A 13,910-nucleotide genomic window follows, 5' to 3' on the forward strand; every position below is an offset into this window, starting at 1 on the left:
TCTTTTCTAAGATACCACCTTTTACTGAAAAAAACATGAAAATGAGTAAATGATTTGGTTTGAGAATCCTTTTTTATCGCAGCAGTGGTAAGCTTCCGGTCAGCTTATTAACCTGTTTCTTATTGCCAAAAAGAGTTAGACCAAAATAATCAATGGCAGATTCTGGAACGTGAGTCATTTTCTCGATATATTCACTATAAGTTTTACAGCCTTGGGCCACGTCAAAGAAATCAACGACTGTCAGCTGTTCAAAATTTGGTTCATACAACCGTTCCCGCATATCTCGTAAAAAATCACGATTGCCTTTTAAGATCGGGATGGGAAATTCGATGATTCCTTGGTGACGATAGCCGGTCTGATCAACGACATCTTGACCAACGACTTCAGGAAATAATTTTCCAATTGTTACACCCATAACGGCCGTACTGTTCGCAATAATTCCCTGAGGCATTGCTTCATCTACAACCATGACACATTTTAACTCATTTGCTGGCATCTTCTTCCTCATTTCCTTTCGCAAAAATGTTGCGATATTGATTAGGGGTCAAGCCGATGAATCGACTAAAATAATTGGTAAAGTGGCTCTGATCATAAAAGCCAGTCCGATTTGCAGTCTCGATCAAGCTGCAGCCTTGCTCCAATAATTCCTTTGCTTTTACGATCCGATAAGTTTCAAGATAACGATAGGGTGTAATGCCCTTTTCTCGCGTAAACTGCCGAACCAATGAATGCTTATTGAGATGAACCAATTTGCAAAGCTGATCCAACGTGACTTTCTGATCGTAATGAGCTTCTAGATACTCACAGATGACAGCAATTGGTTTTGGTGCCGGCAGCATTTGATTTTGTTTGTCTTGTGCGTAGTTTTGCAAGAGCTCCTCAATCAATAAAATGAATAATGTCTCCTTCTCCGACTTGTCACCTTCATTCATGATTAGCTGATGTAAACGATTGAAATCTTCAGCCAACGCTGTCTGACTCTGCATTGGCGAAAGAAATTTTGGCAGCTCCGTTCCTGTAAAGGGCTGAAAAATTTCTTTTTTTAGATTGATACAATGGTAAGTGAGTCGGCTATCATCGATTCCTTCGCAACTATGATTGTCATAGGGATTAAAGGTCAATAAATCGCCCGGTTCAAGTGTATAGGCTTGATTATTCACTACCATCTTTCGAAAACCTTCTTCAATTAACCCCACTACATAGTAATCGTGGAAATGATTGGGAAAATTTTGCGATACACCAGTGAAGGAATAAGCTTCAATCCCTAGATCCTCGTCATAACAAATAATTTTCTGATTCAACGCCTCGCCCCCTTTCTTTTTCCTATTGTAACAAGTCTGCCGAAGCAGTGCTTGGAAGATATTGACTTTATGGTATCATCGAATCAAAGATAAAATTGGAGGCGAATACATTTGAAGCATAAAGATCATTACAACGATCAATATATTTTAGATCTATCTGAAAAATTGACACAAGCAGTGCCTGATTTTAATAAGGAGACTTTTTCCAATTCTCTAATCGGCAAACTGGAGGATAAAGAATTGTTTGCAAGATTTGATTTTATTGTCGATGCCTTAGAGACAAATCTTGGATCAGACTATCGAGAAAATCTCCAAGCCTTCTACCAGATTCTCGGACCGGAGTTAGAGCAATCAACGGGGATGTTTAGCTTTGGTTGGTGGCTTTGGCCGATCGGTCGTTACGTGGAACGACATGGAAATGAAGATTGGAAAGCTTCTCTGACCTTTTTGAAAAAATTGACTAAACGGTTTACTGGTGAATATGCGATCCGTCCTTTGTTAAAGGAGCATCCGCAGGAAGTGATGAAGGAATTGATTGACTGGAGCAAAGATCCGAATGTTCACGTGCGTCGCTTAGCTTGTGAAGGAGTGCGAATTCGTCTACCTTGGTCGGAAAAAATCTATGTCGCTTTAGATGAATTTGAACATTATGCTGAAATTCTTACAAATTTGAAGGATGATCCGGAAAAGTTTGTACAAAAAAGTGTCGGGAATAATCTCAATGATCTCTATAAAGATGCTCCGGAAAAAGCTGACTTTCTCATTAGCGAATGGCAAAAAACACCTACTACAAAAGCACAGGAATGGATCATCAAACACGGACGCAGAAATCAAAAATAACGATAGACACAAAAAGCCTCCTTCAAAAATAATGAAGGAAGCTTCCTCATATTAATTTACTTTTCTTGCTCGTTTAAGCACAAATGCTAGAAGTACCATGATGCCACCGATCATAGCAACCCATAAGCTGCTGGATTCCTCACCGGTTTTCGGTAATTGTTTGTTAGTTTGAGTGCTCATACGTGTAGGAACAGTCTTATTATTTGTCACATTATTTCCTGTACCTGCTACATTTTTGGTTTCATCGTTTGTTTTAGTCGGTTCTTCTGTCGAACGATTTTTTACAGTCAAAGTGATTGACTTAGTACTCGTTTCACCTTCTGGTGTAGAAGCATAAAACTCAATAGTGTGCTCGCCAGCTTCAACTAACGTATTATCTGCAACTTTTACTTTAATCTCACCATTCGTTACCTTGAATCCATCAATCGTATCTGCTGGATTCTCTGTTTTGGCCCAAGCCATAATCATCTTTTCATCTAATTTATCGCCCACATACATCACTTTGTCTTCAACTAAGATTTTCGGTGTACGTTTTTCAGCTTTTTCTTTTACTGTAACACCCATTGTTTTCGTAATCGTCGCACCTGATGCTGCTAATGCTGTATAGGTCACTTTATAATTGCCCGCTTTTGTTGTATCGACAGTTGATTCTGCCCACACACCGACACCGCCTGCTGCACTTGCTTTGGTAAGTTTGTCTTCTTTGCCAGACGCGTTTAGCGCATAAGCCTGAGCAAAATTGTAGGGATCAAAGGCCTGACCGATTTCAAGGCGCAATGTCTTTTGAACGTCTAATCTGATTGTTTCATTCGTATCAAGAATGGTAATATTTACGATTTTTTTTGTCACTGTATTGTATTCAGAAACCACCGCAATCTCGACTGCAAGCTTGCCAGGTGCATCTGTTGAGTGATGGGCGACTACTACAATATTCGCATCTGCTGTTGGCACTTCTTTTCCATCAGGTTTTCTAATCACGATCCGCTCACGAATCGCTTGAATATAGTCGCTGCCTTTTGGCAAACTAAAATCTGCGATCTCGATTTCATACATACCGATATTATCCTCAACAACCTGGATAATAGCGCTTTGAGTCGTCGTATTTCCTTGTGAGTTCGTCACGGAATACGTCAAAAGATACTCACCAACTGTATCAGTATCCACTGTTCCAGTAACTGTAATCTTCGAAGTCAAATCCCCATCGGTCTTGTCGCTCGCACTGACACCTTGCTTTGGATCAAAGCTGCTACCTTTGCGAATACTTTGAGTCGGTAAAATATTTATCGCAGGATGTGTATCCGTTGGTTTATTAGGTGGGAATGGATTAACGTCTAACGGCTTCACTTCTACCTTTTCTGTTTCTACCGCTGATGAATTTGTTTCATTTTTTATCTGACTATCCGTAGTCGTCTCTGTACTTATTTTTCCGACTGGCTTCACAGTACTGCTTTCAGTAGTCAACTGCTCCGTTGTATTTTTGCTGTTCTTAGTTGTATTTCGTTTTTTACTCTGTTGGTTAGAAGTCGCTGTGTTTTCTTTTGCAGGTGAAGTATTGCTTGATTGAGTATTACTTACTTTCTTCGCAGGTTTCCCCATTTCGCTAACTGCTGTTTGAACTTCTTCTGTCGCAAGTGCCGTTGGTGCAGCAAGCAGAGCAGGTACTATTAATCCCGCAAGTGCTACACCTGTTAATTGTTTTCTTTTCATTTTTTCTCCCTTTCTCTCTTTTTTATAAGAGACTTATTTCAACTTAACCCCGTTCTTAAGCCACTTGCAAAACGTATTTAATAAATCTAGTTATTTAACACACAGACGAATAGGTGAAAAACAGTCGTAAAATAACTCGAAAAATATACATATAGTGACTCTTTTTCAAAGATACCACACAAAAACCATTGAATCAACGGCAGTTCCATCGTATAAAATTCGTAATTATTTTATTTTCGCATTGTTAAAAAAACAATAACAAAATTTTCTCTTGTTAAAATATTGTTACTTTTTCTAGCAGAATAAAATTACGAAAGAAATAAATTTAATAATTAAATCCCTTTGTTCAATATTTGATTTCAAAATTTTTTTCAGCATATACAAGAAAGAATAAAAAAGCAGAAAACAGCTAAAATTAGCCGTCTTCCGTTTTACCAAAATCTACCACGATAATAAGCAAATATCTGAAAAAAAATAAGTGGAGTTGTATTTGTCTATAGGAATTCAATTAACTAATGGACAGTTGAAAAGAAAAGCAAACGCCAAAATTGCTGCAAGCTGATTCGATCAAGCGATTTTGTTCCCATTTTCTAAAATTCTTAAGTCACAGTCAGGATCATTTTTTCCGTTGGATAATTGACCTCGACAATTTTTTGACTAGGAAGAAATCCAAGATTCAACAATCGCTGTCGATGACCAATATCTAATTTGTCGGACTCTCTAAAGGTCGTCGTGTAAAGCAGCCGCGGTCTTTTATCACGAATTACACTCGTAATAAGTTTTTTCTCCGGCTCTAACTTCCAACATGCCGGTAATGCTGTAAGGTTCTCGATTTTTTGTACCTTTGGGTCAAATAGCAGCAATCCCACAATTCGTCCTTTTGCCCAAGCCAGATAACAATTTCCTTCATTAATAAATAAGCGCAGTGAATGAAGATACGCCTCTTTCTCTAAATAAGGAAGAGCACCTCGCATCAATTGAACAAACGCAAGAATCATTTCATGCTCCTTCCATTTTCCCTGTCGAATACGAATATCCTGATTTTCAACCCAAAGCAGATAATCAATTGCGCTAAAGGGTTCCTCAATCAAGAATTCTTTTTTCTGTAAACGAAATCGGTATGGTGTAAGCTTGAAAAGCTCTTCAAATGCCTTGCTAAAGGCCTGCTGACTTTGATACCCTAATTGCAGCGCTATTTCAAGGATTCTCTGATCCGAATAAAGTAAGGCCTTTGCTGCCTCATTCAATCGACGGCGCTTGATATAGTTATAAAGAGATTGATGAGTCGTCTCCTTGAACTCATGCAGCAAATAATATTTGGAATAATGAAGCTGCTTCGCTAGTTCATCAAGCGTCATTCTTTCTTGAAGATGTGCCTCTACATAATCTGTGATAGAGGCTACTAACTGAGAATTGTTCAATGCTTCTCACTCCCTTTGGAGAAAATAGAGCGCGTGCATCGCTCGTGTGGCGGCAACGAATAATTGCTGTCTTCCTAATAAGCCAGGATATGTTGCTTCATCTGCGTCAACAACGATCACCGCATCAAATTCCAGTCCTTTCGACTGAACAAGAGGACAAATGGATAGCCTTTCCTGTAAGCTTGTCGATTCATCCGTCAATACTTCGCAGGCTAGTCCTTGATTTTCTAATAACCCTCGCCATTCATATGCTCGTACTAAGGTCTTTGTGATCAAAGCAATCGTTGCTAAATCTTGTTTTCTTAACTGTTCTACTAGTTCTAGTATACTTGATATTTCCTCTTCCTGAGAACTAACTACCCATTTTTTTGGTTTCATGCCATGACGCAACACCGGTTCAATCATGTGATCATCAATAATTTTTTTCGCACAAGTTATAATTTCATAGGTCGAGCGATAGCTTTTTGTTAAGAAAATCGATTGTGCGTTTGGATAATAGTTTTGCACGTCAGGCAAATGCAGCTCATTAATCGTAGTCAGAGATTGCGTAAAATCACCAATTAGCAACACCGGACAGGTAAACATTTTCTTGAATACTTCAAATTGGATCGGTGTATAGTCCTGCATCTCATCGATAATTAAATAGTGAATTTTGGAAAACTCATCCATTCCTTCAAGAAATAGCCGAATATAAATAATCGGGAATAAATCAGAGTAGCTTACAGCCTTTTTCATTTCGAATCCTTGTTCTGTTAAAAAATCTCGATAAAGTTGATGGCTGTTGGTCTTATTGAACATCTTTTTCAAACGATTAACTAGCTGTTTTTTCGTTGGTTTTCTTTTTGGTTGAAAAGGGCGAGTACGCAGATTTTCAAAAATATCCTCTGCGATTAGTTGAAACCGTTGAAAGATTGATTTCTTCTCGTACGCTTTGTATCGTCTCAGAATAAATTCCGCATTATACTCGTAATCGCCGATTAGGATCGATTGAGGAGAAAATGCTTCGATTTTTCTAAGATAGCCCTTCAAATCAGCAACACATTTTTTGGAAGAGAGATAACGGACTCGTTCGTTTAGTTGCGGATCTTTTTCTAGATAAAGCAGCTCAATTTCTTGAAAGCGAGAAGGAACATCGGCAATGTCAGATAGTGTTTGTCCAAACTGATCGATCGTCCATTCTGTCACCGGCTCTTCTCCTAGCTCAGGCAGTACCTGTGCGATAAATCTGCTGAAGGTACGATTGGGAGAAAGAATCATCACTTGATCTGACGTGATACGATTACGAAAATGATAAAGTAAAAAAGCAATACGATGCAATGCAATAGATGTTTTACCTGATCCAGCCACTCCTTGGATGATCATATCCTTTGAACGGTTATCACGAATGACTTTATTTTGCTCCTTTTGAATCGTGCTGATGATGGTTGACATCTGTCCACCCTTTTGCTGCCGCAATTCATTTTGCAGCACCTCATCAAAAACGGTCGTATCAGACTCCACTACATAATCGATTGCCCCATCCTTAAACTTGATCTGACGTTTTCGTTGAATGTCACCAGAGGCTGTTCCTGCTGGTGTTTGAAAATGTGCTTTACCTAAATCATAATCATAGAAAATACTCGCAATTGGCGCACGCCAATCATAAATCAACAGTCTCTCTTCCTTCGTCGAAAATGAAAAAGAGCCTATATATTTTTTTTCCGCTGTCTGTTCACCATCATAAACAAAATCTACTCGGGTAAAATAAGGATTCTTTTTTTGCTTCTCCAATCGAATCAACTGCTTTCCGCTAACCGTTTCCGCAACTTGCTGTTGTTCTAAAAGTCGTGAATTGATAAACATTTCATGAGGATCGATTTCTCCTTTATAATCGACTAGATACTGATGAAACTGCTTCGTTTCCTTTGAAAAATGAAGTAGCTCATCTTTAAGAATGGTTTCCTTTTCCTCAATCTGCTTGCGAATGACTTGCCATTCCTGTTGCTCTTCTATTAAAACGTCCATCTTAATCACCTCTCACAATTGTGGTCAAATAGATAGTATAAATGAGAAGTAAAACTTTTTTTGCATCAATGTTGCGGTGTTTTTATACAAACAAAAAGAAACGAGTGCTTATTTCGTCGGCACTCGTTGGTTTTCTATCGTTTGATCATTTCATTTTAGACCAGCAACAAAGCGTTCTGTGATTTCTTTTGGTCGTGTGATCGCTCCGCCTACAACAATACCGCACACCCCCATACCTTGAATCCTTTTCGCTTGTTCTGGTGTATGAATCTTTCCTTCAGCAATCACAGAAAAATCTGCCTCCACCAATTTTTCTATTAATTCATAATCCGGCCCCTGAGCAGTCCGATTAACAGTCTCTGATGTATATCCGCTTAACGTCGTTCCTACAAAATCAATCCCTGCTTTAACGGCATTTTCGCCTTCATCAAAAGTAGCGATGTCTGCCATCAATAATTGCTCTGGGTATTTTTCTTTAATCTGTTGGATAAACTGATTGATCGTCAGTCCGTCATGCCGTTTACGCAGGGTACAATCCAAGGCGATTACCTCCACACCCGTTTCCACTAGTGCATCAACTTCCTGTATACTAGCAGTAATAAATGGTTCTTCTGGCGGATATTGTTTTTTGATCAAGCCAATCATAGGCAGCTCTACTACTGCCTTGATTTCTCGAATATCTCGTACAGAATTTGCTCTAATCGCTGCTGCGCCGCCTTCTTTTGCTGCCATAGCTAATAAGGGCATCACTCCACCTTTTTCACTATATAATGGTTCGCCGGGTAAAGCCTGACAAGACACGATCAAGCCATTTTTTATGATGGTTAGAAATTCTTCTTTTTTCATTTTCTTCTCTCCTATCCAATCTTTACATGCTTCTTATGATTTTCAATAATAAAAGGTTAACACGGCTAAAATAATCTGTATAGACAAAAAATCTCACCTAAAAAATCTTAAGGTGAGAACATGTTTACGCTTTTTCTGTTGTAACAAAACTTTGCTTCAACGTCATCACTTTTTCCGTATAGGAACCTGGTTGATCATTGAAGAGTGCAGATGTTCCAACGACATAGAGATCCGCACCGATTTTACTGATAGCAGCAGCTGTTTCTGAATGGATATTGCCATCTACTTCTATCAAGGGTTTGTTTGGTTTCATTTTTAGCTGCTGATTCAAGCTTTTGAGTTTTTCTAAAACATTCTGTTGAAACGTTTGACCCGCAAATCCAGGATTTACAGTCATTACCAGAATCAGTTCAATGACATCAAGGTAAGGAAATAGACTTTCTATTGGGGTTTCAGGATTGATAGCAATCCCCACTTTTATTCCCAAGTCATGAATTCTTTGTATTAATCTCTCAGGCTCTTCTGTTGTTTCAATGTGGAATGTAAGAAAATCTGGTTTCAGCGGTGCAAACATTTCAATATACTTTTCTGGAGTCACACAGGCTAAATGAATATCGGTGGTAAATTTTCCTGTCTGAATAATCGGTTCCAATACATAAGGAGCCATCGCCAAGTTATTTACATAAACACCATCCATCACATCACAATGGAGCCAGTCAATCCCAGCAGCGCGTATATTCTGCAGCTCCTGTCCTAGTGTCAACTGATTTCCACACATAATCGATGCAACTATCCTTTCCATCTTCTCCCCTCCATCATTCATTTCATTGAAAAGCTATGGCTTCATAAAAATTTCCATCGCGGCTTTTACATTGTCCTTCATTGCTGCAGTAGCCTTTAGTGACAGCTCATCAAAGAAAACAGCGTCTTCTGTATTGTTTTCCAAACACTCTTGAACAGCCTTGCCAGCTGCTTTGTTCATATAGGTGTAATAGTTGATTTTACATATACCATTTTTTATTGCTGTTCGATAATTTTCTTCGGATACACCTGACCCGCCATGCATGACAAAAGGTACATCGATTTTTTCTTTGATTTGCAGAATTCGATTTAAGTCAAGCTTCGGTTCTTTCAAATAAATGCCGTGAACAGTCCCAAAACCAATAGCCAAGCAATCAACACCAGTTGCTTCAACAAATTTCCGAGCCAAATCAGGATCGGTATAGACATCCTCCAAGTCCTCGTAATCATCGCTAGAGTCTGAGCCTCGTCCTTCACCGCCACCAACAGCTGAGGTGAAAATATGTCCTAGTTCCGCCTCAACACTAACACCAGCTGCGTGAGCGATTTTCACAATTTCTTTCGTTTCTTCCAAGTTTAATTCATATTCTTTGCTAGAGGCATCATACATGACCGAAGTAAAACCCAATCGAATCGCCTTGACGCACATTTCATAGGAGGCTCCATGGTCTAAATGCACTGCTACAGGTACCTTCGCCGCCTTAGCATACTGAAGCATAATGGGTCCAATTTCTTCCAAGCCAATCAAATTTTCATGTACCTCGGCGTGCTGCAGAATAACCGGAGACTCAAGTTCCTCCGCTGCTTGAATGACCCCGCGGATTGCTTCGAGGTTCGGTACATTAAACGCCCCAACTGCATATTTTTCTTCTTTCGCATCTTTTAAAAGCTCACTCAATGTTACTAACATGAATCTTCCTCCTCGTTTTATTTACTAAAACGATATTCAAGATTTGTTGAGAAAACATCCGTATAGACATAGGAAAGTTCAATCGGTTTACCATCCCAATAGGCCATGTTGTTTACAACCATGACCACTGCAGGATTAGAAATATTCAAATATTCAATCTCTGAGTAATTCGCCATCCGAGCATTCACTCGTTGACTAACGATTTCCGGATAGATTCCAAATTGATTTAAAACCTTCCAAAGAGATTTATCTGTTAAATCAAAGGAACCAATCTCCGGGCAGCGATTGAGGGGAATAAAACTTTCAGATAAGGAATACACCGCGCCATCGACACTCCGTAAGCGCAAAAGATAGAAAACGTACTCATTTTCCGCTATCTTCAATTCCTTACTTAACTTTTGATCTGCTTGAATCACGTTTTTTTTCAACACTTTAGAACTAATTTTCTTTTTACGTGAAACAATGTCCTCATAAAACCCAGAAATATGCATACTTGAAACAATCTTTACATCTCGATTGGGAATAATATATCCTTTTCCTTCTATATAAGTAACAATGCCTTGTCTTTCCAGTGACTCTAAAGCACGCTTAATTGTCGTTCTGCTCACCTCAAAGGTTTCTGATAGCTTTCGTTCACTGGGAAGCGGTTTTCCTTGTCCGCTCAACACTTTGGCTAAATTTTGAATATCATCGCTGATTTTTTTATACTTTGGAATAAATTCTTCCACTTAATAATCCTCCCTTCACTCGTCTTGTCTTGGATAGGGAGATCTATCAAAACAGACAGGCAGCTACATAATAAATAATTATCTGATCAACTAACGTTTCACTATTGATTATAACTGATTTTTTATACAACTACCTATCATACTATAGTTGCCAATATTCCTTTTTTTATTGTATAGCTAAAATTTTATTACTACACGATATTTATCACCCTTAATCGCTGATTCAAAACCTGCTACAACCTCTTCAAAAGGAATGATTTCACTGATAAACGGTCGCATATCTATAACTCTTTCACTGATCATTCTAGACGCCCGAACAAAATCACGACTGTTAGAATTAGCTGTACCAGCGATCGAATAACCGCCTTTATGCAGCTTGTCAGGACTAAAGCTAACAGGCTCATCTGGATAGAAGGATGAGTAAAGAATCACTTTACCAGTATTCGACACCAGCTCCACTGATTCTTCTGCTACACTATGAATCGGCGTCGTATCGAAAACTACATTCGCGCCCAGATTATGACTAATTTCTTTGACCTTCGCTAAAAGATCTTCTTTAGAAGAATCAATAATATAGTGAGCCCCAATTTTTTTAGCCAGTTCCAAACGTTCTGGATTTAGATCACAAGCAAGCACGCGCGCGCCGCTTTTCACAGCCAATGCAACATGTAATAATCCCATGATGCCGCAGCCGATCACTACGACCAAATCTCCATATTGAATATTGGCAGTCTCGCAACTATGAACCACGCATGACAATGGTTCGGTTAAAGCCGCTTCTTCGGGCGTTACGCCAAAATAATGAAAAAGATGCTTCGGCTCTACCAGTATATATTCTGATAGTCCTCCCATCCCCTTATGCGGAAGACCTTCAAGATGCTTGCTATGATTGAAATCGATACAATTTTGTTCCTCGCCGCTCTTACAAAAATCACAGTCTCCACAAGCAAGGTTGGTACCAAATACAACTTTATCGCCAATCTGCCATTTTGTCGGATCAATTTTATTTCCTAGCGCAACAATTTCTGCTGCTATCTCATGTCCGCCAATAAATGGATAATCAACTTTTTTTACTCCTGTATATACTCGCTGCTCCCAAGTACAAAGCGCACAGGCCTCAATTTTTATTAAAATTTTATTTTCAGATACTTCCGGTAACGGACACTCCTCAATTCTCAAATCCTCAATTCCGTAAAAAACTGCTGTCTTCATTTCTATCCCCTTCCTAACAATTGACTAGAATATATTAAATGCTCCAAATAATACCCCAATAGCCACTAAGACCAGCATTACTCTCGTTGACTTCATTTTCCTGTTTTTTAGCAGGTATAAGGTCAGCAAGGTAATCCCCAGAGGTAAGATACCTTTGAATAATTTATCGAGAATGTCTTCTTGTAATCCCAGCTTCACGGCTCCGACTTTGATCACAAAAGGAGAAGAAACAGAAACAAAGTTGGCTGTCAAAGCTCCTAAAACAATCGCTCCCATTGCCGATGCTCCAGTGATTAAATACTGCAAAATATTACTGCTTAAGATTTTTTCGATCCCAGCTTTCCCCATCTTGTATCCCTGCATCCAAACAAAATAAGCTAGAGAAAACATGATGCCAAACATCAAAAGCCCATAGACAACTGGACCCATCAAATTTCCTTCAGCCCCCAGGCTGACACCAAAGGCTAAAAGAATAGGTGTCAATGTTCCTTGCCACAAGGTATCGCCGATCCCGGCAAAAGGTCCCATCAAACCAGTCTTGATCCCATTGATGGCATCATCTGTGATCGGCGCACCATTTGCTCGGTCTTCTTCCATTGCAATCACCATGCCGCAAATAATTCCACCAAAATGCGGTTCTGTATTAAAAAAGGCCATATGTCTTTTCAGAGCATTTTGATATTCCTGCGGATCATCTGCATAAAGCTTTTTAATGATTGGACTTAGCGAATGGACAAGACCCGTTGCTTCTAACCGCTCATAGTTATAATTAGCATGACTGAAAAAAGTCCAGCGCCAAAAAGAACGAGTGACATCCTTTTTCGATAATTCTTTTTTTGGTTGTTGACTTTCATTTTCTAATGATTGCTCCATCTCTTTTCCTCCTAACTAAACCCGCCGATTTCATTTCTAGGTGTGATGGTATAAAGATATGCAATAATCGCACCTAAAACAGCAATTACAATAACATCCAGACCCATATAAATCGACATGACAAACCCTAAAATGAAAAACAGCATCGTATTCGGACGATTGATGGAACGTAAATTCATCGCAATCCCCAATGCTGGTAATAATCCACCGATTACTTGGAGCACATGTAACGGTGTGCCATCCAAGTACCCCAAAATGGTCGTTACTGCCCCAGCGCCATAATAAGCAGCTAAGGTTACTGGTATCACACTGATTAAGAAAAGAATGATTTGCGGCGGCACTACATGTAAGAAATTGATCCGATCAAGATCACCTTCACCGGCTGCCTTATCTGCCATATGAACAAAGAAAACATCGATCGTCATATGCGCGACCCAGATAACCGTTCCTAATAGTCCAATCGGCATAGCTAAGGTTACCGCAGTTTGCGGATCAGCCCCCGATGCAATCGCTAAGGCTGTTCCTAAAGTCCCAGCCAACCCAGGATCAACCGGTGCTGTTCCACCTGCTGAAATAAAAGCGATATAAGGCAATTGGATCGCAGCTCCAATAATGACACCTTGGACTGGATCACCTAAAATAATTCCTACAACGGTTCCAGCAACTAAAGGTTTCTGCATAAAAGAAATACTTCCCAATAACGACAGCCAAGGTGTTCCAGTTACCCCAAGATAGTAAACAACTCCAATTAAAATTGCTTGAATAAAAGAAATTTTCATTAATACCCCTCCCTAGGTTAATAGCTTCGCTACGTCGATCGCTTTATCTTCGGCAATAATCTGGATAGTCACTGTTGCTCCAGTATCAATTAATTTTTTGAGACTAGCTTTTTCTGCCGAAGAGGCAGAAATATTTTTATAAAATTTTGTTCTGCCTTCTTTTGCACCCATACCGCCAATGTTTACTTTCTCCAATGCGATACCTTGATTCATTAATTCAACGTATGCTTCAGGCGATTTAGCTAAAAGAATCACTTTATCCGATGCTGCTAACTGTTTAATAGTCTCGGCACCTTCATGAACGCTAAAGACTTCTGTTTTGATATTCGCTGGAGCGACAGATGTCACGATCATCTTCAAAAATGTATCATTTGCTGTTTCATCATCCACGATAATGATTCGATTAGCGCCAGTGTAATTAAGCCATGAAGTCATAACCTGGCCGTGAATCAAACGATCGTCAATTCTTGCTAATACAATACTCATTA

At 39.3% G+C, this 13,910-nt stretch carries 14 protein-coding genes; 1 reads left to right on the plus strand and 13 read right to left on the minus strand.

The window, feature by feature from the left end; all coding sequences use genetic code 11:
* Positions 1-73: 73 nt before the first annotated feature.
* Both OMU_RS16425 and OMU_RS16430 read right to left on the minus strand, forming a co-directional pair.
* The gene (locus OMU_RS16425) at positions 74-496 is read right to left on the minus strand and encodes a DUF2000 domain-containing protein (protein ID WP_016180988.1); all 423 of its coding nucleotides are present in this window, start codon (positions 494-496) and stop codon (positions 74-76) included.
* Positions 483-1,301 carry an AraC family transcriptional regulator gene (locus tag OMU_RS16430; protein WP_016180989.1) on the minus strand — a complete coding sequence of 273 codons (819 nt, stop codon included), beginning with the start codon at positions 1,299-1,301 and terminating at the stop codon, positions 483-485. The genes OMU_RS16425 and OMU_RS16430 overlap by 14 nt, the downstream gene beginning before the upstream one ends.
* 111 nt (positions 1,302-1,412) lie before the next feature.
* Here OMU_RS16430 and OMU_RS16435 point away from each other — a divergent pair, with 111 nt between their 5' ends.
* Positions 1,413-2,141 carry a DNA alkylation repair protein gene (locus OMU_RS16435; protein ID WP_016180990.1) on the plus strand — a complete coding sequence of 243 codons (729 nt, stop codon included), beginning with the start codon at positions 1,413-1,415 and terminating at the stop codon, positions 2,139-2,141.
* A 51-nt stretch (positions 2,142-2,192) separates the two neighbouring features.
* Here the strand turns inward: OMU_RS16435 and OMU_RS16440 are convergent, their stop codons facing one another.
* The 11 genes from OMU_RS16440 to OMU_RS16490 form a co-directional block, all read right to left on the minus strand.
* A complete protein-coding gene (locus tag OMU_RS16440; RefSeq protein ID WP_016180991.1) occupies positions 2,193-3,848 on the minus strand; it encodes an LPXTG cell wall anchor domain-containing protein in 1,656 nt (551 codons plus the stop codon).
* Between the two features lie 599 nt (positions 3,849-4,447).
* Complete coding sequence (locus OMU_RS16445) at positions 4,448-5,269, minus strand: helix-turn-helix domain-containing protein (RefSeq protein ID WP_016180992.1); 822 nt, start codon at positions 5,267-5,269, stop codon at positions 4,448-4,450.
* 6 nt (positions 5,270-5,275) lie between these two features.
* Positions 5,276-7,273 (minus strand): HelD family protein, encoded by a 1,998-nt coding sequence (locus tag OMU_RS16450; RefSeq protein ID WP_016180993.1) that lies wholly within the window; start codon positions 7,271-7,273, stop codon positions 5,276-5,278.
* A 150-nt stretch (positions 7,274-7,423) separates the two neighbouring features.
* Entirely contained in the window at positions 7,424-8,119 is a 696-nt protein-coding gene (locus OMU_RS16455) for an N-acetylmannosamine-6-phosphate 2-epimerase (RefSeq protein WP_016180994.1), read from the minus strand.
* A gap of 124 nt (positions 8,120-8,243) precedes the next feature.
* Positions 8,244-8,921, minus strand: a complete 678-nt coding sequence (locus OMU_RS16460; RefSeq protein WP_016180995.1) for a ribulose-phosphate 3-epimerase — start codon at positions 8,919-8,921, stop codon at positions 8,244-8,246.
* A 33-nt stretch (positions 8,922-8,954) separates the two neighbouring features.
* Positions 8,955-9,830, minus strand: a complete 876-nt coding sequence (locus tag OMU_RS16465; RefSeq protein WP_016180996.1) for a class II fructose-bisphosphate aldolase — start codon at positions 9,828-9,830, stop codon at positions 8,955-8,957.
* 17 nt (positions 9,831-9,847) lie between these two features.
* Complete coding sequence (locus OMU_RS16470; RefSeq protein WP_016180997.1) at positions 9,848-10,558, minus strand: GntR family transcriptional regulator; 711 nt, start codon at positions 10,556-10,558, stop codon at positions 9,848-9,850.
* Between the two features lie 177 nt (positions 10,559-10,735).
* Positions 10,736-11,770 (minus strand): zinc-dependent alcohol dehydrogenase, encoded by a 1,035-nt coding sequence (locus tag OMU_RS16475; RefSeq protein WP_016180998.1) that lies wholly within the window; start codon positions 11,768-11,770, stop codon positions 10,736-10,738.
* 24 nt (positions 11,771-11,794) lie between these two features.
* Complete coding sequence (locus OMU_RS16480; RefSeq protein ID WP_016180999.1) at positions 11,795-12,643, minus strand: PTS system mannose/fructose/sorbose family transporter subunit IID; 849 nt, start codon at positions 12,641-12,643, stop codon at positions 11,795-11,797.
* An 11-nt stretch (positions 12,644-12,654) separates the two neighbouring features.
* Positions 12,655-13,422, minus strand: coding sequence for a PTS mannose/fructose/sorbose/N-acetylgalactosamine transporter subunit IIC (locus OMU_RS16485; protein WP_016181000.1), 768 nt, complete (start codon positions 13,420-13,422; stop codon positions 12,655-12,657).
* 12 nt (positions 13,423-13,434) lie between these two features.
* Positions 13,435-13,908, minus strand: a complete 474-nt coding sequence (locus OMU_RS16490; protein ID WP_016181001.1) for a PTS sugar transporter subunit IIB — start codon at positions 13,906-13,908, stop codon at positions 13,435-13,437.
* Between the last annotated feature and the right edge of the window lie 2 nt (positions 13,909-13,910).

Source organism: Enterococcus avium ATCC 14025 (assembly GCF_000406965.1).
Lineage (GTDB): Bacteria > Bacillota > Bacilli > Lactobacillales > Enterococcaceae > Enterococcus_A > Enterococcus_A avium.